General features: G+C 67.9%; 16 protein-coding genes. 6 read left to right on the forward strand and 10 right to left on the reverse strand.

What is annotated here, in order from left to right:
* Positions 1–120: 120 nt before the first annotated feature.
* The 6 genes from ACFWVD_RS11670 to metH form a co-directional block, all read right to left on the reverse strand.
* Complete coding sequence (locus ACFWVD_RS11670; protein WP_379242000.1) at positions 121–1,932, reverse strand: choline/carnitine O-acyltransferase; 1,812 nt, start codon at positions 1,930–1,932, stop codon at positions 121–123.
* 9 nt (positions 1,933–1,941) lie between these two features.
* Positions 1,942–2,757, reverse strand: a complete 816-nt coding sequence (locus ACFWVD_RS11675) for a class I SAM-dependent methyltransferase (protein WP_379242001.1) — start codon at positions 2,755–2,757, stop codon at positions 1,942–1,944.
* 12 nt (positions 2,758–2,769) lie between these two features.
* A complete protein-coding gene (locus ACFWVD_RS11680; protein WP_379242002.1) occupies positions 2,770–3,633 on the reverse strand; it encodes an arpA protein in 864 nt (287 codons plus the stop codon).
* Between the two features lie 200 nt (positions 3,634–3,833).
* Positions 3,834–4,505, reverse strand: a complete 672-nt coding sequence (locus tag ACFWVD_RS11685; RefSeq protein ID WP_379242003.1) for an HAD family hydrolase — start codon at positions 4,503–4,505, stop codon at positions 3,834–3,836.
* A gap of 79 nt (positions 4,506–4,584) precedes the next feature.
* Positions 4,585–6,624 (reverse strand): serine/threonine-protein kinase, encoded by a 2,040-nt coding sequence (locus tag ACFWVD_RS11690; RefSeq protein WP_379242004.1) that lies wholly within the window; start codon positions 6,622–6,624, stop codon positions 4,585–4,587.
* Positions 6,625–6,846: 222 nt separating this feature from the next.
* The gene (gene metH / locus ACFWVD_RS11695; protein ID WP_379242005.1) at positions 6,847–10,443 is read right to left on the reverse strand and encodes a methionine synthase; all 3,597 of its coding nucleotides are present in this window, start codon (positions 10,441–10,443) and stop codon (positions 6,847–6,849) included.
* Positions 10,444–10,635: 192 nt separating this feature from the next.
* Here metH and ACFWVD_RS11700 point away from each other — a divergent pair, with 192 nt between their 5' ends.
* Positions 10,636–11,466 (forward strand): PAC2 family protein, encoded by an 831-nt coding sequence (locus ACFWVD_RS11700; RefSeq protein WP_379242458.1) that lies wholly within the window; start codon positions 10,636–10,638, stop codon positions 11,464–11,466.
* 76 nt (positions 11,467–11,542) lie between these two features.
* Here ACFWVD_RS11700 and ACFWVD_RS11705 read toward each other — a convergent pair whose 3' ends face one another.
* Positions 11,543–11,848 (reverse strand): hypothetical protein, encoded by a 306-nt coding sequence (locus ACFWVD_RS11705; RefSeq protein ID WP_379242006.1) that lies wholly within the window; start codon positions 11,846–11,848, stop codon positions 11,543–11,545.
* A gap of 175 nt (positions 11,849–12,023) precedes the next feature.
* On the opposite strand from ACFWVD_RS11705, the gene ACFWVD_RS11710 reads away from it, so the two are divergent.
* From ACFWVD_RS11710 to ACFWVD_RS11725, 4 genes are all read left to right on the forward strand, one after another.
* A complete protein-coding gene (locus tag ACFWVD_RS11710; protein ID WP_379242007.1) occupies positions 12,024–13,256 on the forward strand; it encodes an XRE family transcriptional regulator in 1,233 nt (410 codons plus the stop codon).
* Positions 13,257–13,387: 131 nt separating this feature from the next.
* Positions 13,388–14,890 carry a TIGR02677 family protein gene (locus ACFWVD_RS11715; protein ID WP_379242460.1) on the forward strand — a complete coding sequence of 501 codons (1,503 nt, stop codon included), beginning with the start codon at positions 13,388–13,390 and terminating at the stop codon, positions 14,888–14,890.
* A 145-nt stretch (positions 14,891–15,035) separates the two neighbouring features.
* Positions 15,036–16,376, forward strand: a complete 1,341-nt coding sequence (locus tag ACFWVD_RS11720) for a DUF2398 family protein (protein WP_379242008.1) — start codon at positions 15,036–15,038, stop codon at positions 16,374–16,376.
* A 3-nt stretch (positions 16,377–16,379) separates the two neighbouring features.
* Positions 16,380–20,912, forward strand: a complete 4,533-nt coding sequence (locus ACFWVD_RS11725; RefSeq protein WP_379242009.1) for an SbcC/MukB-like Walker B domain-containing protein — start codon at positions 16,380–16,382, stop codon at positions 20,910–20,912.
* Positions 20,913–21,015: 103 nt separating this feature from the next.
* Here the strand turns inward: ACFWVD_RS11725 and ACFWVD_RS11730 are convergent, their stop codons facing one another.
* Positions 21,016–21,996: a helix-turn-helix transcriptional regulator gene (locus tag ACFWVD_RS11730; protein ID WP_379242010.1), complete on the reverse strand. Its 981-nt coding sequence runs from the start codon at positions 21,994–21,996 to the stop codon at positions 21,016–21,018.
* A gap of 63 nt (positions 21,997–22,059) precedes the next feature.
* On the opposite strand from ACFWVD_RS11730, the gene ACFWVD_RS11735 reads away from it, so the two are divergent.
* Entirely contained in the window at positions 22,060–22,479 is a 420-nt protein-coding gene (locus ACFWVD_RS11735) for a RidA family protein (protein ID WP_379242011.1), read from the forward strand.
* Between the two features lie 144 nt (positions 22,480–22,623).
* On the opposite strand, the gene ACFWVD_RS11740 is transcribed toward ACFWVD_RS11735, so the two are convergent.
* Both ACFWVD_RS11740 and ACFWVD_RS11745 read right to left on the reverse strand, forming a co-directional pair.
* Entirely contained in the window at positions 22,624–22,875 is a 252-nt protein-coding gene (locus ACFWVD_RS11740) for a hypothetical protein (RefSeq protein ID WP_379242012.1), read from the reverse strand.
* A gap of 28 nt (positions 22,876–22,903) precedes the next feature.
* Entirely contained in the window at positions 22,904–23,866 is a 963-nt protein-coding gene (locus ACFWVD_RS11745) for a helix-turn-helix transcriptional regulator (protein WP_379242013.1), read from the reverse strand.
* Between the last annotated feature and the right edge of the window lie 69 nt (positions 23,867–23,935).

Below are 23,935 nucleotides of genomic sequence, written 5' to 3' on the forward strand. Positions count from 1 at the left end.
GCCTCTAGCAACGGTGGCTAACTCGCGGCCCCTCAGGGGCCGCGCTCGAGCGCGCCAGCGCTCCAAAAACACAGCCCCCAACCATCTGGGACCACTCAAACCCCAGACAAGGCCGCCATCTCAGCCCAGCAGCTCCCGCAGATCGGCCACCGCGATCCGCAGGTGATCCGCGAACGCATACATCTGATCCGACACCGACTTCGGAGTAGCCAGGTAAATGTTCCAGCGATCCGGCAGCAACACGTACGCGACGCCGATGCACTTCGGACTCGTGGAGCCGAACCCGAAATACCGGATGTACTTCGACGGCGCCGAACTGGTCGACAGGTAATCGTCGCGCATAACCGTCCAGCCAGGGCTGTCGAACAACGCGATCCGCTCCTCGGCGACACCGAGCTGTTCCCCCCGCCGACGCTGAATCCACTCCAGCTCCCACAGGTGCTGCTCGGGCGCCTGCCCCGCCTGGCACTCCTTCGCGCGGGCGACATGCGCGGACGCGGCGGCACGCGCGGCGGCCAGCTTCGTCTCGGCGTCGACCTCGGGATCGGTCATCGCGTCCACGAACGCCACCATCTCCGGCGTGACCACCCGCATGGCCTCGGTGCGACCGTTGCGGAACTGTCGGGTGGCGATGGATTCGTAGGTGGCCCCGGTCAGCCCCTTGCTGCGCCGGTGGGCGAGCTGGTAGCTCAACTGCGCGAAGGCATCGGGTGAGATGCCCAACTTCTTGGCCTCGGCGGTACCGAAATCCTCGAACGACACCAGCGACGTCGCCGTGTCGGCGGCGAAGCGAGCGAAGTCCGCGCCCGCCGCGGCGATATCGGCGCGGGCCGCGGAGTCGAGTACGAACTCGATCGGCTCCACCGCGGGCAGCCCCTGCGATTGCACACCGCTGGTGGCGGTGTGGTCGGCGACGGATCGCTCGAGCAGCGCGTCGACGAACGACAGCACGGTGGTGCCGTCCAGCCCGCAGTGTTCGATGTTGATGCCGGCCTGGCCGTCGGCGAACACGATGAACGACACCGACTTGTCGAAGTAGCGGTTGCCGCTGTCACCGTGCAGCAGCTGGTCGCAGGCGTGCAGTTCGTCGCGCGGCGCGAAGTCCTCGAGGCACACCGAGAACAGTGCCGTCTCCACCGCGTCGAACGCCTCGACGTTGGCGGGTTCGGTGCGCAGGTCGGCGCGGCTGCGGGCCCATTCCGTGCGGGCCTTGGTGGTCAGGTGCCCGATCGAGGTGTCGGTGGCGGCGGGCTTGGTGCCGCCCTTGATCACCGCACGCAGTCCGTCGACCACGTCGTCGAACGCGTACGGCGCACCGTCGGGTCCGATGACGTCCATCCGAAAGACGTTGCCGCGGTAGAAGACCGCGATGTGCCGCGCGTCCGAGGGTCCTGGCCATTCCGGGCTGTACGGCTTGCGCACACTGTCCTGGATGAGCCCGGGGATGCGGGTCTCGGAGAACAGGTATTTGTTCTGCCACATCGACAGCGGCGTCCCGCGCTGGGTGACCGGCGGGATCTGTTCCGCGTCCAGCGCCAGCTTGTAGTCCACCGCCGCTTCGATGATCGCGGCGGCCCGCTCGGCCTGCCCCGCCACCGTCGACGCGGCAAGCGGGGTGTCGTCGCGGAACAGGAACACGAAGTTGGCGTTCAACGCGATCCGGTCGCGACGGCCCAGGTACCGCGACGGCCAGAACTCGTCGAGCCAGCTGCCGACACCGGGGGTGGCGTCGTATTCGGCCAGCGCCGCGTGCAGCGCCCGCCCGGCCCCACCGGGGCGCAGCAGCTCGGCTACCGCGCCCTCGGTGGTGGCGTATTCCTCGGCGCCGAGCAGGGGTGCACACCACTGCAGGAACCGCGCGCAACTGTCGTCCAGTGTCGGCAGCGGTACCCGTGGCAGCGTGTCTTCGGCGGCGAACGTGGGTTGGTTCAAACCAAGTCCTCAGGTCTCGATGGGATGCGGGCGGGACAGGTACAGGTTGGCGTACAGCCAGCCTTCGGCTTCGTGATCGGTGGTGTCGATTCCCTTGGCCGCCAACGCATCCAGCACCTGCTCGCGTTCCTGCGCCGAGGCGAATCTCCGCTGCTGGAACATACCGGGACGTTGCTCGCTGCGATAGCCCAGCGCGGCCAGTTCCGCGGCGATGGGACCGAAATCGAACATCCGCAACACGAAGTGCGCCATCCACGGTCGCTTGCGCGGATCTGCTTGCGCGACCCTGGACAGTGTTTTCTCGGTGATGTAGCCGACGCATCCGGTGGAGATCACCAGATCCGCCGATGCCAGCACACGGCGCTGCGCCTCGGTGGGCTCGGTGGCCTCGAGGTCGGCGTGCACGAAGTCGTGCAGGAGTCCGGCGGCGTGGGCGTAGGTCAGCGCCGGGCGTGCGGCGTCCATCCCGACGAAGCGTACGTCGGGCAGCAGATCACCGCGCAACCGCTCCCGGTCCGCCGCGATCAGCCCGACCCGGTCGGTGTCGGCGTGATCGCGGTAGTGCCTGGCCATTTCGTCCACGGTGGTGTCGGCGCGCAGCAGTGCCGCGTTCACCCCGTAGGAGCACCCGAGGTCGAGAACGGTCGGGATCCGGCCCGGTCGTGCCGCGCGCAGTTGGCGCAGCTGTTCGGCGAAGTGCGGCTTTGCCAGTTCCGGGATCCGGTAGTCCAGATCGTTCATCCGCTCGAAATAGGCGCGCGGATCGGGACTTTCGTAGATGTCGTCGAAGGATGCTTTGCCGGTGGTGTGCAACGGAACGGACATGGGCGGTTCCTCTCAGTCGAGCAGTCGGTCACCTCGGACGGCGTCGGCCGCGGCGGCCACATGGTCGGGCAGGACACGGCCGAACAACTGTCTGGTGCGTTCGACCGTGCCGATCACCCCTGGACGGTCCGTGTAGGCGAAAATCGCCGAATGTCGTTGTGTCGCACCGGATACCTCGGTCACGCGGTGCAGCGAGAAGCGGCCTTTGAACAGCTGCAGATCGCCGGGGCGCAGTTCCAGCGCGCGGACGAACCGGGTGCCGTCACCGGTGAGCACGTCGCGGACGTCGTCGAGGTGCTCGGCGTGCGGGTCGCGGATATTGGGGCAGTATTCGAACACCCCGCCCGATTCGGGCTTGCGGGTGAGCATGCTGACGGTGAACTCGTTGGTGTCGAAATGCCAGGGGTGCGACATGCCGGGCTCGACCACATTCAGACACAAACCGGCCAGTGGGTCGGCGAATTCGTGCAGGTCGTCGAGTTCGAAACAGTCCGCGACGAACCGCTGGAACACCGGGTCGGTGTACAGGCGCTGGATCAGCGCGTCGGCGGGGATGCGGTCGCGCGCCACGAAGGCGTTGCCGCGGTCGAGCACGATCCGGGCCGGGTGGTCGGCGGGCAGGTCGGCGTCGAGTTCGATGTTGTAGGCGTTGACGCGTTCGACCTTGTAGTGGGCGTGCGGGGCGATCCGCTCGCCCTCCGCGCGCAGGGTGTCCAGCAGCTGCGGCCGGATGAACCCGCGCAGCACCGTGCAGCCGTCTTCGGCCAGTTCGGCGCGGGCGGCCTCGATCGCGGCAAGCCTGCCCGGACCACCGAGATCGGTGAGTGGATACCGTGCGATATCGACGATTTCGTCAAGCCCCCGCGTGCCCGTCATCTACCCAGTTTGCGGGAATTTCCGTGCGCGCGCCGGTGGTTTCGACAAATCGGGCATATCCCGGGAAGATCACAATCGTGCGAAATCAACTGTGTGACAACAGTTTTCGCGGAATCCACCTAGGTTGCGGACTTATCACGGTAGGCTATTGCGCCCTATCACGCTGGGCTGGTGAAAGATTCGAGCGCAGGGTCTGAATTTCAGACGCGGGCGTGCAGTGCGGCGGTCAGATCCCGCACCGACAAACCGACCAGCGACTCCCGGAATACCCGCCCGGGTGCCTGCGGAACCTCGATCTCGCACGGGATCACGATCAGCCCACAGCCCGCACCCTGCGCGGCCAGCGACCCGGTCGGCGAATCCTCGATCGCCACACACTCACTCGGGTCGACCCCGAGCAGTTCCGCGGCGCGGCGATAGATGGCCGGATCGGGCTTGCCGTGGGGTACCTCGTCACCACACACCGACGTGTCGAAGTAGTCGCGGCCCAGCGTGTCGAGGCCGTATTCGGTGAGCGAACGCTTGGTGTTGGTGACCAGCGCGCACTTCAGGCCGGCGGCACGCACCATGCCGAGGGCATCCTTGGCACCGGGACGCCACGGGATCGGGCCCAGCATCAACTCGGTGACCCGCCGCTCGAGGAACTCCCCCGCTTCGACGATCATCTGCGGCGTCGGCACCACCGCGATGCCCTCGAACAACATGCGCAGCGCGTTGGGCCCGGAGGCGCCGATCAGCGCGTGCCGGACCTCGTCGGTGAGCTCGGCGCCGTGTTCGCGAGCGAGTTCGCGAACTGCTATGTCCCACAGCTTCTCCGAGTCCAGGAGGGTGCCGTCCATGTCCCATAGCACCGCGGCCGGTCGCGCGCTCACCTGTTCACTCGCCTCGTTCTCGTCACACATCGCCACTGCCCGACTGTCGCCGGACCCCGTCCAGAGTAACGGTTGCCCTTTACACGCCCGAGCCCGCGATCTGCAGGTTGCCCGCGTCGCCGGAGACCTGAATCCAGCGATTCTCCGAGGTCACGGTCCCATTGGTGAGGTGGTAGGTCAGGGTCACCACGGCGCGGTTGGGGCCGCTGGGGGTGATCGAGCCGACAGTCACCGACCGCACCGACGACCAGAACGACGAGTACTGGCCGAAACCGCCGGTCTGCGCCTGGTAGGCGGGCGACAGCTGCGCCCACGCCCCACCGATATTGCCGGGCAGCATGCCGTAGTACCCGGCGATGAACTGGTTGACCCGGTCCGCGGTGGGCGGGCCGAAGGGGGTGGTGGTGATGGTCGAACTCGTCGCGGTGGTGGTCGGGGTCGGTTTGGCCGAGGTGCTGGTGGGGGCATTGCCGGTGGTCGTGGCGCCACTGGGCACCGCTGCGGGCGGGGCCGAGACGGTGATGGTCTCCTGGTCGGGCACGATCACCACGGTGCTGACCTTGCCGTCGACCACGGTGGTGACGGTGACCGGCGAGGCGGGGATCTGCGCCTGCTGATCGGGGTCGCCCTGGTCGCGGGTGACGACCAGCACCACGAGCATGACGGTGAAAGCGGCGACCGCGGCGGCGAGCAGCAGCATGACCCGGTTGTTGTTCAGCCGGTCGGTGCGCGAGGGCGGGGACGCGAACGCGGGGTGAAGGCCGGAGCTCGGACCTGCCGCGGCCCGAGCGCGCGCGTCCGCCTCGACGCCCGCGCGTTCGACGCCGGCCGAGTTCGACGAGGCGACATCGCGTGGACGCACGAGTCCGGGATCGCCCGCGGCCGCTGCGCCGACCACACTCAGTGCCGCAGGTCCCGAATCCGCACGGTCCCCCGTCGGCCCGACTCCGTGGGAAGACCTGTGTTCAACGTCGTCGGAGTGCACTTGCCTGGCCCGGCCCGCAGCGGCCTGACCCGCACTCGAACCGGCCTGACCGCCGCCCGAAGCTGTCCGCCCACCGGAAGCCTGGCCGACCGCGCCCGACTCGGACCCTGTGCCCGTGACTTCGCCGTTCGACGACCTTCCCGAGATCGCCGACCGGGCAGCCTTCGCCATCGCCCATCCGCTGCCGAGCAGTGCCGCCGCACCGGACTTACCCGCCGCTCCCCCGTTCGACGTACCACCTGGCCGTGGGATCAACGTCGTGTCCGCGTCGCCGATCGGCAGCATCTTCGTCGCCGAGGCAGGCAGCGCCGGAACCCGTCCTGCCGCAACATCTTCCAGCGCGACTCGCGCCTGCGCCATGGTCGGCCGGTCGTCGGCGGAGGCGGTGAGCAGCCACATCAGGACCGGTCCCAGCGGGCCCGCGTTCTTCGGTTGCGGCACGACACCGCGTGCCACGGCGTGCAGCACGGCGAGGGGGTTGTCGCCTTCGCCGAACGGCGGCGCGCCTTCGGAGGCGGCGTACAAGGTGGAGCCGAGCGCGAACACGTCGGCGGCGGGTTTGGGGTTGTCGCCGCGCGCGATCTCGGGGGCCAGGTAGGCGGGGGTGCCAGCCAGGAATCCGGTGGCGGTGACGGTGACGTCGCCGGTCGCGTGCGAGATGCCGAAGTCGGTGAGCTTGACCGTGCCGTCGTCGCCGACCAGGAGGTTGGCCGGTTTCACGTCGCGGTGCATGATGCCGGCGTCGTGAGCGGCCGACAGCGCCGCGGCGGCCTGGGCACCGATCCCGGCGACCTCTATCGGTGGCAGCGTCACCCCGCCCGCGAGCTTGGCCGCGAGGCTGGGGGCGTTCATGTATTCCATGACCAGCCAGGGCTGGCCGTCTTCTTCGGCGACGTCGAACACGGTGATGGCGTTGGGGTGGTGCAGGCGCGCGGCGATCCGGCCCTCGCGCATGGCGCGCAGTTTGCCTTCCAGCGCCTGGGTGCCGGTCAGGCCCGGTGCGAGCAGGACCTGTTTCACCGCGACGGTGCGCCGCAACCGGACGTCGGTGGCGCGCCACACCACTCCCATCGCACCCGTGCCGATCGGGTCGGTGAGTCGATAGCGTCCCGCGATCAACCGATCCGATGTCATATCTGGTGCCCCTCCTGCTTACCGCTGAGTCGTCTCGCCCTCCGCGCCACAGCGGGATGAAACTTTCGAAAATCTTACGTGCTGAACTGCTTCGATCCTGTTGCGAGACAGCCCTGCCCATGGTCACACGCAGCCATCGTGACCAGACTCACAAGCGCCGCAACGAGAATCGGACCGGCCCGTGGGACCGATCCGATCTGCGCACGTGCTGCAGTCAGTCTGTCAGGCGTTGAAGTATTTCGCTTCCGGATGCAGCAGCACGAACGCGTCGGTGGACTGTTCGGGGTGCAGTTGCAGTTCCTCCGACAGGGTGACGCCGACCCGGCCAGCGTCGAGCAGGTCGACCAGTTTCGCGCGGTCTTCCAGGTCAGGGCAGGCGCCGTACCCGAAGGAGTAGCGCGCACCGCGGTAGCCCAGCTTGAAGTAGTCCTGCACGTCGGCGGGGTCGTCGGCGGCGATGGACTTGCCGTCGACGGTCAGTTCCTCACGCACGCGTCGGTGCCAGTACTCGGCCAGCGCCTCGGTGAGCTGCACACCGATACCGTGCACCTCGAGGTAGTCGCGGTAGTTGTCACCGGCGAACAACGCGTTGGCGAAGTCGGCGATCGGCTGGCCCATGGTCACCAACTGGAACGGCAACACGTCGACCTGCCCGGTCTCGCGAGCCTTCTCCCGCGAACGGATGAAGTCCGCGACACACAGGAACCGGTCGCGCTGCTGACGCGGGAAGGTGAACCGATACCGTTCCGGCGCATCAGGATTGGGCTCGGTCAACACGATGACCTCGTCACCCTCCGATACCGCGGGGAAGTACCCGTAGACCAGCGCCGCGTGCTGCAGGACACCTTCGGTGGCCAGGCGATCCAGCCACGCACGCAACCGCGGCCGGCCCTCGGTCTCCACCAGGTCCTCGTACGTGGGACCTTCACCCTTACGCTGCCCGCGCAAACCCCACTGCCCCAGGAACAGCGCCCGCTCGTCGAGGAGACCCGAGTACTCCGCCAACGGCAGGCCCTTGATCACCCGAGTGCCCCAGAACGGCGGCGTGGGCACCGGCAGATCCGCGGCCACATCGGAACGCTCCGGCACCACGATCGGCGCCTCGGCAGCCTTGCGCTCGGCCGCGATCCGCTTGGACCGATCATGCCGCGCCTTACGCTCGGCGGCCTTCTCCTTGGCAGCGATCGCCTCCGGGCTGTCGGGATCAAGCCCACCGCCACGCTTGACGGTCATGATCTCGTCCATCAACCGCAGACCCTCGAAAGCGTCCCGCGCGTAGTACACATCTCCGTCGTAGACGGCGGTCAGATCGTTCTCCACGTAGGAACGGGTCAGCGCCGCACCACCCAGCAACACCGGGAACTGCTCGGCCACGCCCTTGGCATTGAGTTCGCCCAGGTTCTCCTTCATCACCACCGTGGACTTCACCAGCAGCCCGGACATGCCGATCACGTCGGCCTTCTTGTCCTGCGCGGCGTCGAGGATGGTCGCGATGGGCTGTTTGATGCCCAGGTTCACGACCTCGTAGCCGTTGTTGGACAAGATGATGTCGACCAGGTTCTTGCCGATGTCGTGCACATCGCCCTTCACCGTGGCCAGCACGATCCGACCCTTGCCCGCGTCGTCGGTGGCTTCCATGTGCGGTTCCAGGTGCGCGACAGCGGTTTTCATCACTTCGGCGGACTGCAGCACGAACGGCAACTGCATCTGCCCCGACCCGAACAGCTCACCCACGGTCTTCATGCCCGACAGCAGGGTCTCGTTGATGATCTGCAGCGGCGGCACGGTCTGCATCGCCTCGTCCAGATCATCGCCCAGGCCATTGCGTTCACCGTCGACGATGCGCCGTTCCAGACGCTCGAACAGCGGCAGCAACGCCATCTCTTCGGCACGCGAGGCCTTCGACGATGCCGTAGACACGCCTTCGAACAGCGCCATCAACGTCTGCAGCGGGTCGTAGTCCTCGGTGCGCCGGTCGTAGATCAGGTCGAGGGCGACCTGCTGGTGCTCCTCGGGAATCCGGCTCATCGGCAGGATCTTCGACGCGTGCACGATCGCCGAATCCAGTCCCGCTTGCACGCATTCGTGCATGAACACCGAGTTCAGCACCTGCCGCGCGGCCGGGTTCAGACCGAAGGAGATATTGGACAGACCCAGGGTGGTCTGCACGTTCGGGCGGCGGCGCTTGAGTTCGCGGATGGCCTTGATCGTCTCCTCGCCGTCCTTGCGCGACTCCTCCTGCCCGGTGCCCAGGGTGAAGGTCAGGGTGTCGATGATGATGTCGGACTCGGCCAGACCCCAGTTGCCAGTGATGTCGTCGATCAGCCGCTCCGCGATCGCGACCTTGTGATCGGCGGTGCGCGCCTGACCCTCTTCGTCGATGGTCAACGCGACCACGGCGGCACCGTGCTCGGACACCAGGCGCATGATCTGCTGGAAGCGCGAATCCGGGCCCGCGCCGTCCTCGTAGTTCACCGAGTTCACCGCGCACCGACCGCCCAGATGCTGCAGACCCGCCTGCAGCACGGGCACCTCGGTGGAGTCGAGCATGATCGGCAACGTCGAGGCCGTGGCCAGTCGCGAAGCCAGCTCGTTCATGTCCTCGGCGCCGTCGCGGCCCACGTAGTCGACGCACAGGTCGAGCATGTGCGCGCCGTCGCGGGTCTGGTCCTTGGCGATCTCGAGGCAGCGCTGCCAGTCCGCGGCCAGCATCGCGTCACGGAAAGCCTTGGAGCCGTTGGCATTCGTGCGCTCGCCGATCATCATGATCGACGCGTCCTGCTCGAACGGGACAGCGGTGTACATGCTCGACACGGCCGGCTCGTGCTCGGGCGCACGACGCTGCGTGATCGGCGGCAGGGTCTTCTCGACCTCGCGCACCGCCTCGGCGACCTGACGAATGTGCTCAGGAGTAGTACCGCAGCAACCACCCACCAGCGACAGGCCGAACTCCGACACGAATCCGCTCATCGACACCGCGAGCTCTTCGGGCGTGAGTGGGTACTCGGCACCGTTGGCACCCAACACCGGCAGACCCGCGTTCGGCATCACCGACACCGGGATCTTCGCGTGCCGCGACAGGTGCCGCAGGTGCTCGCTCATCTCCGCCGGACCGGTCGCGCAGTTCAAACCGATCATGTCGATACCGAGCGGTTCCAGCGCCGTGAGCGCCGCGCCGATCTCGGAACCGACCAGCATCGTGCCGGTGGTCTCCACGGTCACGTGCGTGATGATCGGGATCCGCCGCCCGGCCTGGATCATCGCCCGGCGCGAACCGGTGATCGCGGCCTTCACCTGCAACAGGTCCTGGCAGGTCTCGATCAGGATCGCGTCGGCACCACCGTCGAGCATGCCCAGTGCGGCCTCGGTGTAGGCGTCACGCAGCGACACGAACGGCGCGTGACCCAGCGTCGGCAGCTTCGTCCCCGGACCCATCGAACCCAGCACATAGCGCGGGGTGCCGTCGGCCGAAGGACCCATCTCGTCGGCCACATCGCGGGCGATGCGGGTGCCGCGTTCGGACAGATCCCGGATGCGATCCTGGATGTCGTAGTCGGCGAGGTTGGGCAGGTTGCAACCAAAAGTGTTGGTCTCCACCGCATCCGCGCCCGCGGCGAAGTACGCGCGGTGGATGTCGGCGAGCACATCGGGCCGGGTGTCGTTGAGGATCTCGTTGCAACCCTCGAGGCCACGGAAGTCGTCCAACGACAGGTCCGCGGCCTGCAACATCGTGCCCATCGCGCCGTCGCCGATGACAACACGCCGCTGGAGCGTGTCGAGGAGCGTGGTATCGAACCCGGTGGGCAAGGACGCAGACATGATTCAAGACTAGAGGGCCCCTCCGACGAACAAGACCACTGTGGGTGAATCCAGTGGCGTCGGACACACCCGCGGCCACGAACACGCTCGAGCGCCGGTCACCGCAAAACAAATCGCGCGAGACACTAGGCTGACCGGGTGGATGCCAGTGAGACCCCCGACACGGTACTGCCGACGTTGCGCAATCCCGTCATGGTTGCGGCCTTCGAGGGCTGGAACGACGCCGGTGACGCCGCCAGTGGCGCGATCGAACATCTGGAACTGATCTGGGACGCCGAGCCGCTGGCCGAGCTGGACTCCGAGGACTACTACGACTACCAGGTGAACCGGCCCACGGTGCGTCAGGTCGACGGCGTGACCAGGGAGATCCAGTGGCCCTCGACCATGCTGTCGGTGTGCTCGCCCCCCGGCAGCGACCGCGACGTGGTGCTGTTGCGTGGCATCGAACCGAACATGAAATGGCGCAGCTTCTGCGACGACCTGCTCGAGTTCATCGAGCAGTTGGGCGTGGAGACCGTGGTCATCCTCGGCGCGCTGCTGGCCGACACCCCGCACACCCGGCCCGTGCCGGTGACCGGTTCGGCCTACAGTCCCGAGGCCGCGGAGCGGTTCAGCCTGGAACAGACCAGATACGAGGGTCCCACCGGGATCACCGGGGTGCTGCAGGACCAGTGCGTGAAGGCCGGAGTGCCCGCGGTGTCGTTCTGGGCCGCGGTCCCGCACTACGTGTCACAGCCGCCGAACCCCAAGGCCACGATCGCGCTGCTGCACCGGGTCGAGGACGTGCTCGACATCGAGGTGCCGCTGGGCGAGCTGCCCAAGCAGGCCGAGGAGTGGGAAGTCGCCGTCAACGAGATGACGTTGAGCGACGAGGAGATCAGCGAGTACGTGCGCACCCTCGAGGAGCGCGGCGACGCGGCGATCGACCTCAACGAGACCATGTCCAAGATCGACGGCGATGCCATCGCCGCGGAGTTCGAGAAGTACCTGCGCAGGCGCGGTCCCGGCGGCTTCGGCCTCTGACCCGATTGCTCGAATCGGTTGCCCAGCCGCCGGTGCGGCCACTACCGAGATGGTGGATCGGCGCAAACATCCATGGCTAACGCTCCAGGGTCAGTACCTGGGCGGCCGCCTCGTGCGCCAGCTTCGCGATCAGCAGGTCGCGCGGAATCGTCTGCCCGGCAAGGTGTTCCAGCGACGGCACCACCACGTGGTGGGCGTCGGCGCGCTTGAGTTCCTGGGTGAGTTCGGCGAAAGCCGCACCGTCGCCCGCGGGTTCTTCGTGGAACGTCGCGGCGAAGCACATGCCCGCGGTTGCTGCGAGACTGCGTAGGGCAGCCTCCAATTGGTCGCTCTGACCATCGGCCAGATCGTCCCGCAAGTATCCATAGATCAACGCTTCCACCCGAACCTCCGTTGGATTGGGATCGCTGTTCTGTTGTCGGATCTGTTGTCGTCGTACGAGGTTTCGTACTACTTACATCATGAACACTGGTGACCCCCGGCAGCAGATGTCAATCCGATGACATCTACATGCCCTATCCGAGACGCCGAAGGTTAACTGGTGGAATACTACCGCCGTGACCGCAACTGATGATCGACCCGTATGGGCTGTTCGGATGCGCTCGGAACGTGACGCGAGGGGGTGGTCGCAGTCCGACGCGGTACGCGCGATGCGCACCAAGTCCTCCCACAACCTGCCGACGGACAGTACCCTGCTGCGCAACTGGCGCCGTTGGGAATCCGGGGAATCGCGACCTGACGAGTTCTACGCGCCGATCATCGCGGCCGCGTTCGACACCGTCACCGCCGCGTTCTTCCCGAAGTCCCGTCCCAACCGCGATGACGAGCTGTTATCGGCAACCGGTATGGACACTTTGGAGTTCATCGGACGACTACGCATGTCCGACGTCAACAGCGCGACCCTGGACGCGGTGCGGATCACCGCCGAAAGACTGTGCTGCGAATACGCGTACGCCGAACCGCACGCGCTGCACGCGGAGGGGACCGCGTGGCTGCGCCGGATCACCTCGCTGCTGGACAGCCGCCTGACTCTGAGCCAGCATCGGGAGATCCTCGTGCTGGCCGGCTGGGTGGCGTTGCTGGTGGGTTGCGTCGATTACGATCTGGGCCGGCGCGGAGCCGCGGAAGCCACTCGGCGAGCGGCGGATTCGCTGGGTCGCGAAGCCGGAAATGTCGAGATCGTCGGGTGGGCCGCGGAGATGTCGGCGTGGTTCGCGTTGACGCAGGGCAACTTTCGTGGCGCGATCGATGTGTCGGAGAAAGCCATGGCAGGCACCACGTCGATGAGCGTGGGCGTGCAGTTGGCGGCGCAGCGCGCGAAGGGCTGGGCACGGCTGGGTGATCGTCGCAATGTGCAGACCGCATTGGACGAGGGCAGGGCGATCCTGTCGCGGATGGGTCACCCCGCCGATCTGGACAACCATTTCGTCGTGGATGCCACCAAGTTCGACTTCTACGCGATGGACTGCTGCCGGGTGGCGGGTCAGGATCGTCTGGCCGAGCGCTACGCCCAGCAGGTGATCAGCGATTCGACCCGACCCGACGGTTCGGTGCGCAACCCCATGCGGGTCTCGGAGGCGCGACTGACCCTGGCCGTGGTGGCGGTGCGTGACCGCGACCTCGAGCGCGCGGTCGAGGAAGGTGTCGCGGCGTTCTCCCCCGGTCGCAAGTCGCTGCCGTCGCTGGCGTGGATCGCGGGCGAGGCCGCCAGGGAGATCATCGAACGGTACCCAGGAGATCAGCGCACCCAATCGTTCCTCGAGCAGCTGCGATCGCTCAGCGTCGGGTGAGCTGCCCCGGCGGTGGCACGCCGATCGGGACGGGTCCGGCGGGGCACGACACGGCCACCACTACCCTCTCTACGGTGACCGACTCCGCCGACGGCCTGCCCAGCGCCGTACCCGCCCTGTGGGACGAGCGTCTGCGGTTGTTCTCCTTCGCCACCGCCGAGAAGCGCGCGGACTACCTGCGGGTGCTGCGCGCGTTCGACAGCGCTCGCGCGGCCTACGTGGTGTTGTTGCACGCCGACGACGTCGCCGAGTGGATTTCGCGTGCCGAGTCCGGCGGCCGGGTCTCCGCGGCCGTGGGTGTGCCCTTGCCCGCGGTCGAGATCGGGCCGCTGCTCGAGCAGTTGCATCGCTGGGGTGTGCTGGAACGCAGTTACGACGGCACGCGGGCGGCGACGCTGGCCGAGTACCGCAACCGGCATTACGTCTACCAGTTCGCCCAAGCCGGGTACCAGGCGTACCGGGCGGTGGCCGGGGTGCTGACGGCCCGGATGGAGGACGCGTCGCTGTCGCGGTTGGTGCTGCCGGAACTGCTGGCCGATCTGCGCACCTTGGCGGTGGCCAACCGCGACGGCGACGCCGAACGGGTCTACACCACGCTGCGCAGGCTCGACGCGACGCTGACCGACATGGCCGCACGGGCCGCGCACTTCTACCTGTCACTGGGCGACCTGGTGCGCACCACCGAGATCACCCCGGAATCCTTTCTCGCCCACAAGGATGCGCTGCTGTCGCACATGCGGGAATTCAGCATGGATCTGGCACGGTTCGCGCCACGGTTGGCAGCGGCGATCGGTGAGGTGGAGGAAACCGGGGTCTCGGTGTTGATCGGGCGGGCCGCCGGGTGCGACGAACGGGTGATGCTGAGTTCTGTTGAGCGCGAAGCAGATTGGCGTGCACGGTGGGACGGGTTGCGGACCTGGTTCGTGTCCGCAGGTAGTGAATCCTCGGAGACCTGCGAGGCCGATCGGTTGCGTGAGGCGACCATGAGCGCGATCGCGGCGGTGCTGTCGTTGCTGCGGCGGGTCACCGAGACCCGTCGCGGTGGGGTGAGCCGGGAGTCGGCGTTGCGGCACCTGGCCGAATGGTTCGTGGCCACACCCACCGCGGGCAGTGCGCACGCTTTGTACGACGCCGTGTTCGGCTTGGGTAAGCCGCGTCACCTGTCACTGGAACACCCCGACGCGGAGCTGGTACCTGTGGGCCGATCCTGGTGGGACGCACCACCTTTGGAGATCTCCCGCACGCTCGCCGAGACCGGGCGCGCGCCCACTGCGGGCGCACCCGCCAGGATCGTGCGCAACGACGCGGGCGTGCGGCGGCTTCGCGAGGCCCAACTGGCGGCGCAGCGCGAACGTGCCGCGGCCGCTGCCTCGCTGTCGCAGGGCAATGTGCACGAGCGGGTACTGGATCAGCGTGAGACCGAGGTGCTGTTGCGTCTGCTCGACGCGGCCTCGACCGCGTGGGTTCCGGTCACCGGAAAGGTCGACGGCACAACAGGTTCCGACAATGGCGTCACCTTGACTGTGCGCCCGTGCGACGGGTCGACCGTGATCCACACCGCCGCGGGCGTGCTCCACCTGAACAACCGCCGCCTCGAAGTGCGCGAATCGGCGCGACGGGGAGTCGGGCGATGAGACTGGGGCCGCCGACCCGGCGTAATCGCCCACTTCGTGGGATCAGAGTCAAAATTTTGACTGAAACGAGCCGAATTGGGCGATTACGCCGGGCTTCCCCGCCCATCGACGTCGGCGACCGCCGCCGTACGCGAGGGGCGAGCCTGTGAAGCGGCAACGGATCGACGCGCTTGCCCTGGACAGCTATCAGCGTGCGGCGCGGGTGATGTTGGCCAACCACCTGGTCACGCGGGTGTATCCCGACCGGATCGCGTTGCCGCTGATCCGGCGGTGGGCCACGGAATTGCGTGAGGACCTGGCCGAACTGTTCGGGTACCGCCTGGAAGTCACCGAGACCACGGCCCGGCTGTACCCGGTGCACGACCGACTCGACGACGCCCGGCCTGCCCGCAGCGTCAACGACCGTGTCTTCGACCGCCGCCGGTACGCGTACCTGTCATTGGCGTTGGCCGCGCTGGGCCGGGCGGGCGACCAGATCACCCTGTCGGAGTTGGCCGAACACGTCGCCGATTACGCGAGCCGGATCGAGGGCCTGGACCTGTCGACCGAGCGGGCCGCCGATCGTGACGCCTTCGTGGATGCCGTCGGCTGGCTGGGTGCGCGTGGGGCGTTGACGCTGGCCGATGGTGACGCCGGCGGCTGGGCCAGCGACCCGGAGGCGGGCGAGGCGCTGTACGACATCGACCGCCCGGTGGTGTTCGCGCTGTTCCGGCCGCCGCGTGCCCTGCAGCACCTGCACAGTGTGCGCGGACTGTTGGCCGAGGACACCGCGGATCATGCCCGTCGCGTTCGCCGGGCTCTGGTCGAGCGTCCGGTCGTTTACCTCGACGACCTTTCCGCTGCCGAGCGTGCGGTGTTGGCCCAGGACAGAGTGATCAGCGAGGTCGAATACTGCACCGGCTTGCGCGCCGAACGTCGCGCCGAAGGGGTAGCGCTGATCGACACCTCGGGCCGACTGTCGGACACCCGTTTCCCCGGCACCGGAACCCTGGCGCAGGTGGGGTTGTTGTTGATCGGTGAGATCGCCGACGCGGTTCTCGATATCGACAACCCGGTCCCCCGTCGCAGCGGTGGCAGCCCTGACGACGTCCTGCTCGACCAACTCGATGCGTCCATCCCCACCGCAGGCGTCTTCGCGCCGCTCGCCGACGACATCGAACCCTTCGCTGCCACAACAGATTCCGTCGAGGACGAACCCACTTACCCGTTCCTCGACCACACCTGGCTGCGCGCGACCGTCACCGCGCTCACCGACCGTTACGGCGCGACCTTCGCCGCGCAATGGCAAGCCGATGTCGGCGGCCTCACCACCGAGGTCCTGGCACTGCTGTCCAAACTGCGCCTGGTCCAGCCGGTTCCCGACGGAATCCTGGTCCTGCCGGCCTTGGCCAGGTATCGGGGCGCGGTGGTCACCGTGCGGGTTCGCAAGTCCGAGGAATTGTTCGTCACCGCCGCGGAGACCGGCACCGGAGAGGGAGGGAACTGACCCATGTCACTCATTCACGACGGAGTGCGTTTCATCCCGACCCGCGCGGGCATCGTCAACCTGTGGGACTACCGCGACCAGGAGTTCAGCTTCGCCGACGGTCGCCTTGTCCTGCGCGGACCCAACGGTTCCGGCAAGACCAAGGCCCTGGAAGTGCTGTTCCCGTTCGTGTTGGACGGGCGGATCGAGCCGCGCAGGCTGAACCCGTTCGCCGGTGAAGAACGCACCATGAAGTCGAATCTGCTGTACCGCAAGCAGGAATCGGCCTACTCGTATGTGTGGATGGAGTTCGCGCGCGGCAGCTGGGACGATCCCGAGACCGTGACCGTGGGCATCGGTATGCGGGCCACCCGTTCCGCGGACAAGGTGACCCGCTGGTACTTCGTGGCCGACGGCCGCGCCGGTGTCGACTTCTCCCTGATCGGCCCCGACGACCGCCCGCTCACCCGCAAACAGTTGGCCGAGCAGATCGGCAGCGACGCCATCGTCGACCGCCCCGTGGAGTACCGCGCCGCGATCGACGCGCGCATGTTCGGCCTCGGCGCGCAGCGCTACGACCAGCTGATCAACCTCATCCTCACCCTGCGCCGCCCGCAGCTGGCCAAAAACCTTGACCCGCGCGGTCTTTCGCAAGCCCTCACCGATGGTCTGCGCCCGCTGGACGAACAGCTGATCCTGGACGCGGCCCGCTCGTTCAGCGACATGGAAGAGGTCGGCCGCACCCTCGACGGTCTCGTCCAGGCCGACACCGCCACCCGCCGCTTCGTCGACGTCTACCGCAAATACCTTGCGGTACAAGCGAAAACCGACGTCGACCAACTGCGCACGCGCCTCGATGCCGTCACCAACGCCGCCACGGCCCTGTTCGCCGCGACCGCCCTGCGCACCCGCCGCGAAACCGACCGCGCCGAAGCCGAAACCCGGGCCGAGAACGCCGACCACGCCTACGAACAAGCCATCGCCGACCGCGAGAACCTGCAACGCTCGAGCGCCTACGAAGGCAAACAGCAGCTCGACGACCTCGCCGACGCCGTGCGCCGCCTCGAAACCTCCGCCGCCGCCCACCGCGACAAGGCCGCCGAGGCTTCCCACACCCTGCAACGCCGCGCCGAGGAAGCCTCCCGCGCCACCGAAGCGGTCCGCGTCGCCGCCGCGGCGCTCGTTCGCGGCGAAGAGGCCGTCCGCGCCGCCGCCGAAGAAGCGGGCATCGAATGGACCGCGCCCAGCGCCGACGGGCGCGTCGACCAGTTCACCGCGGCAGTCCGCGGGCACGCCGAAGAACGCGATGCCGACGTCCGCGCGGTCCGAAAAGCCTTGGGTAAGTGGGAAACCGCTGCCGCAGACCGCACCCGATCCGAACGCTTGGCAGAGCGCGCGATCGAACTCCGCGACTCCGCCGCAGCCGAGGTAGCCCACGCCGAAGCCGCAGTTGCCTTGGCCCGCAACGAATCCGCAGCCGCCCTGCGCACCTGGTGGAACACCAACACCGAGGTTTTCGCCGCCGTCGCATCGCCCGAGAGCGGCCCGGCAGACGGCTTCGACACGGCCGCCCCTGCGACGCAGGCCGGTGCCGCACCTTCGAATATCACGCCGTCCAGCACCGATGCCCCGGCAACGAACACCGCCACAATCGGGGACGGTACCGACACCCGCGATCGCCCGGGAGACGGGCGCCCGGTGACGGATGGCCGGTCCGGCGCGGTTCGGACCAGCGCTGCCCTCGGCTTGTTCCAGGCGCTCGACGCCGCCTTGGCCGGTGCGGGAGTCGAGGACATCCCCTCCGCGTCCGAGGTTCTGGCCGAACGGTGTGAACCGCTGCGGGAGCAGATCCGCACTCGCCGCCAGGAAGCCCGCTCACGCGCCGTCGCCGCCGCGGCCCGTCGCGACGCCCTGGCCGCCGAACGCAACCAGATCGCCGCCCAGCGCGACGACGCTCCCCCACCGCACCCCGCCAGAACCGGCGCCCGCGGCGGACTTCCAGGCGCACCGCTGTGGCAGTTGGTGCGGTTCGCCGATTCGGTGTCCGCACAGGACGCGGCCGGTATCGAAGCCGCACTGCAGTCCAGCGGTCTGCTCGACAGCTGGATCTGCGGTCCGACGCTGCCCGCCGACATCTCCTCCGAGCACTTCCTGCTCCCCTTGCCGCTCGACCAGCGCCCGGAGGGGCGAACCCTCGCCGATGTCCTTGTCGTCGAAGAGGATTCGGCCGAACTGACCGTCCCTACGGATACCGTCGCCGCCGTGCTCGCGTCGATCGCTTTGCGCGACGCCACGCACCACGAGAACTACTCCGCTGGTGGCGCCGCGAACAGTAGTGAACGACCAGCGCAGTCCGCCCCCGCGACGGCACCGACATCGGCCACCACCACTCTCGCCGCACTGACCGGCGCCGACGTACCCCACACCGTCGTCGACGCGACCGGCGGCTTCCGTCAGGGCGTCTTCCTCGGCCACCACCACAAGCCCGAAGCCGAGTTCATCGGGACGACGGCACGAGCTCGCAGGCGGGAGTCCCGGCTCGCCGAGATCGAGGCGGCGATCGAGGCCGCTGCGGCCGAATACGAGGCCGCGCAGGCCGAAGATGCGTCGGCCACTGCCGAATTGGCCGCACTGTCGGCTGCGGCCAAGGCGCTGCCGCGACCGTCAGCGGTGACCTCGGCGTTGCGCGCGGTCGCCGAGACAGCGGGTCTGATGCGCTCGCGCGTCGAGGCCGCGACCCAGGCTGAACGCGAACTCGATCAGGCAGTCGCCGAGGTCGCGGCCCTGGACAAGAAGGTTCGGGCCGCCGCCGCAGCCCACCGAACCCCGCGTGAGGCACGCGAACTCGACGCGCTCACCGCCGCGATCCGCCATTTCGAGAACACCGGCACCGGCCTGCTTCGCCTGCGCGCCGAACACGAGCGCGAGCGCGAACGTGAACGCGAGGGCGCCGACCGGCACGACGAAGCGCGAGCACTGGCCGAGGCCTTCGCGGAAGAGGCGGAGGCCGCTCGGCTCGGATACACCGAGCAGCAGCGCAAACTCGAAACTCTGCGAGAAGCGTTGGGCGCCAGTGCCGCCGACATCGACCGCGACCTGGACCTCGCTCGCGGCGCCATCGAGGCAGCCAAGGCCGAGCAGCGGGCCGCGCGCAAGGCCGCCAATGCCGCGATCGAAGCGGTCGGTGATGCCGAGGCCGCCTATCGCACCGCCAACGAAGCGCTGGCCACCGCGCTCACCGAGGTACTCGCCGAGGTGCGTTCCTTGGCCCCCTACGCGCGACCTGACCTGCTGAGCCTGCTCGGTGCTTCGACCGAACACCGTTGGCCCAGTAGTGATGCCGCGTGGTCGACCCCGGAGCAACTGCAGTACCGCATCGTCGCGGCGGGCCCGGAAACCGACCCCGAGGTGCTGCCCGCCGAGGTCGCCGCCCTGTTCGCCGACCTCGATACCGCCACCACCCAGGTCCGCCCCACCGAGGCCAGCCGCAAATCCACCCGCTCCGCGGTCACCAGCGCGCTGCAGGAATTCGACGCCGCTCTCACCGCATCCGGCCGCGACTACCGCCTGCACTGGGACGCCGCCGACGGTTTGACCGTGGTCGCCGTCCACGACGAGAACGGCCAAACCGCCCTGGCCGATTTCGCCGCCCGCATCGACGCCGCCCGCCGCGACCAGGAGCTGCTGCTCACCGACGCCGAACGCCGCATTCTCGAAGACGCCTTGCTCACCGGTCTGGCCCAGCAGATCCACGAACGCACCACCGACGCGCGCGAACTCATCTCCCGCATGGGCGCGGAAATGAAGCAGCGCCGCATGTCCTCGGGCAACACGATCGGTGTGCACTGGATCCTGGCCGACGGCCTGTCCGAGTCGGCGCGGTCGGTGTGCAAACTCCTGGACCGCGACACCACCGCGTTGAGTCCCGAAGACCTCGGCTCGGTCCGCGCCCATTTCGCCGCCGAGATCCGCGCCGCCCGCACCGCCCACCCCGAACGTTCCTACCCCGAAATCCTCGCCGCGACACTGGATTACCGCACCTGGCGAGTGTTCTCCTTCACGCTGATCTCCGGCGACGGCACCGAGGACAAACTCACCGTCGCCCGCCACAGCGCCCTGTCCGGCGGCGAACAATCGGTCTCCCTGCACCTGCCCCTGTTCGCCGCGGCCCACGTCATGCTGGACTCCGCCGACCCGCAGGCCCCCCGCCTGCTGGCCCTGGACGAAGCCTTCGCCGGCGTAGACGACAACGGCCGCAGCGAATTGCTCAGCCTCAGCGTGCAATTCGACCTGGACCTGTTCATGACCGGCTACGACCTGTGGATCACCTACCCCCACGTCCCGGGCTGCGCCCACTACGACCTGGCCCACTCCACTGCCGAAAACACCGTCAGCGCAACGCTTCTCGTCTGGGACAGTGGTGAACTGCTCGCCGAACACGACGGCGGCGACCTCACCGCCGCCCTGGGCTCACCCAACCGCAGACGCGTGCCGAACACCATCGAAGGTGGATTGACGCTGGAAGGGATGCCGGGCGAACCTGCGTCAGTGGGCTGAGCAGCTGGTCCGGCCCGCACCACCGCCTACGGACACCACCGCAACTGGCGGCGACCCAGTATGTGTTCGGTGCGGAACTGCTACCTCGGGCGCTGGCGTGAGCTCACCGCTCAGGTAACGCCACGTAGCGGGCCGTGATCGCGGCGGCGCGCTCGTGCAGACGTGCCCGCAACCATTGCGGGTCGAGCACTTCCGCGTTGGCCGCCAGCTGCCACAGCGCCCATTCGGCGTGCCTGCGATCTTGGAAGGTCGCTTCCAGCCGCACCCAGCCGTCGGCCCCAACTTCCTCGCCACGCACTGCCAGCGCGGTGCCGACCAGATCCTCTCGCCGCGCCGGGTCCACACGGGTCAGCACCACGACTTGGTCGGCGCCGGCTCGAAACCGGGTGCTGCGCTCTTGCCAGGCTTCGTTCAGATCGACCCGATCCGGTCGCTGCGCGGGCTCGTCGAGCTCCTCAGCGGCCAGTACCCGCGACAGCCGGTAGGTGCGATCCTCGCCGGATCTAGTGGCGAGCAGATAGCCGTGACATCGAACAGTGACCAACCCGATCGGGTCCACGGTGCGCCACTGTGGTTTCCCGTCCACGGCGGTGTAGTGGATTCGCAGCTTGTGTCCGGCCAATACCGCGCGCCGAACTTCGGTCATGACAGTGTCGGACAGTTCCTCGTCGACCATCCGACGAGCCAGAAGATCGGTCTCGGGGTCCACGAGCAGTCGCTGGGCCGCAGCGGTGGCGGTGTCCCGGTAGCTCTCCGGCAGCGCGTCGACCACCTTGAGCATGGCGGACGCGAGCGCGGACCCGAGGCCGAATGCCTGTGCGCCACGCCGTGATCCGGCGATCAACAACGCCAACGCCTCGTCGTGATTCAGGCCGGTGAGCTCCGTTCTGAATCCGGGCAACAACGAAAAGCCCCCGTGCCTGCCGCGTTCGGCGTAGACAGGAACGCCGGCCGTGGACAGCGCCTCGATATCGCGCAACACCGTGCGGGTGGACACTTCCAACTCGCGGGCCAGGGTGTCCGCCGACAACCGACCGTGTCGGCGCAGCAGCAACACCAGGGAGACCAACCTGTCAGCTCGCATAAGAAAAACTATGCCAGCAATACATGACACAGGATGTCGTGTATCCCTGGCAGATTCGTCGATATGACCAACACCGAGCACGCGTCCCACACCCTCGTCAACCCCGAAGGCCTGCACGACCCGGTCCCCTACGGCTACAGCCACACCGCCGTCATCCCCGCGGGCACGGGTCTGGTGCTCGTCTCAGGACAATACGGCTCCCTTCCGACAGGTGAGGTCATCTCCCCCGACTTCACCGACCAGGTGAACCAAACCTTCCGCAACATCGCCACCGCACTGGCCGCCCACAACCTCACCCTCGCCGACGTCGTCCAGCTCAGGACCTACGTGGTCAACCACGACGTCACCAAACTCGGCCCGATCGCCGGTGCGGTCCAAGAGCACTGGGGCACAACCCCACCCACCCAAACCCTCATCGGCGTAGCGAGCCTGGCCACCCCCGACGTCCTCTTCGAAGTCGAAGCCATCGCCGCCCGCCCCTGACCCCGACCCGCCTCGTAGGCACAGTCTGCCTACGAGGCGGGGCGAACCCACTCGAGTACCCCGTACGTTTCCGCGAGCAGCTCGAACTGCTCGACATCCTCGGTCCGATCGAACGCCGCGGTCACCGCATCCATGACAGCTCCGTCATTGAGCCACCCGATCCTCCGCCGATCCGACAGTGTTGAGCACTCGAAAGGCGTAGCTGCCCAGTTCGATTCCGGTGAGTTGGTGACGAGGCTTGCTCAACAGCACCGCGTAGTCCGCCGGGTTCCGACAGCAGGGGCGGGCCTCGACGGCCACCGGCGGACCCACCGCCGCGAACGCGTCATCGAGCGCGATCAACGCTGCCGCAAGCGCCCGGTCCACCCCGACGTAGGTCGATTGCGAACGAGGCACCATCCCAGACTAGTACTGCGATCACCCGTCATTGCGCCACCGCGGCAGCGAGGCGACCGTTCAGGACTTGCAATGCCGAGATCAGTTCTGGCGAATCGGATACGCGGAACGGGACGCCCAGGGAGATCAGCTGGACGGCGAGCCAGGTGGGGTCGTCGTCTCGGGTGGCGGTGAGGCGGCAGGTGGTGTTGCCGTCCGCGCGTAGGGTTTTCGGTTGCTCACCGAGGCGGCCCGCGATTCGGCCGTGTGGCGCCTCGATGGTGACGTCGACGCGGTATTGCGGTGTGGCCCAATCGGTTCGGCTGCCGGCGACGTAGGCGGCCGCGTCGGTGGCGGGTAGGTCACGGGCGGTGGTGCGGGCGCCGGTGGGGTGGGGGGATTCGATGCGGTCGGCGCGGAAGCTGCGCCAGGCGTCGCGGTCGAGGTCGTAGGCGACGAGGTACCAGCGGCGGCCCGCGGCGGCGACGCCCGCGGGTTCGGTGTGGCGGCGGGATTCGGCGCCGGTGGCGTCGCGGTAGGTGAAGCGGAGGCGTTCTCGGTTGGTGACGGCGGCGGCGAGGGTGGTGAGGACTTCCGGGTCGACGGTGGGGCCCTCGCCCGCTCGGACCGCGACCGCCGAACCGACCACCTGTACGCGGCGGCGGAGTTTCGCTGGCAGGACCTGTTCGAGTTTGGTCAGGGCCCGGACCGAGGCGTCTTCGATGCCCGTAACCGCTTGTCCCGCAGCGACTCTCAGCCCGACCGCCACGGCTACTGCCTCGTCCGCGTCGAGGATCAGCGGCGGTAGCGCCGAACCTGCGGTGAGCCGGTATCCGCCTGTCGCGCCCATCGCGGCGACCACCGGATAGCCCAGGTCCCGCAGCCGGTCGATGTCGCGTCGCACGGTTCGGTCGGTGACGCCGAGGCGGTCGGCCAGTTCGCTGCCCGGCCACTCCCGTGGCATCTGCAGCAGGGAGAGCAATCGGAGCAGGCGGGCGGCGGTGTCGGTCATGAATTCGATTCTCCCGCACATCTAGGACCAGAACTGTCCTAGATGATCGATAGCGTCGTGATCACACCG

Origin of the sequence: Nocardia sp. NPDC058666 (assembly GCF_042714895.1) — a bacterium.
Classification (GTDB): Bacteria; Actinomycetota; Actinomycetes; order Mycobacteriales; family Mycobacteriaceae; genus Nocardia.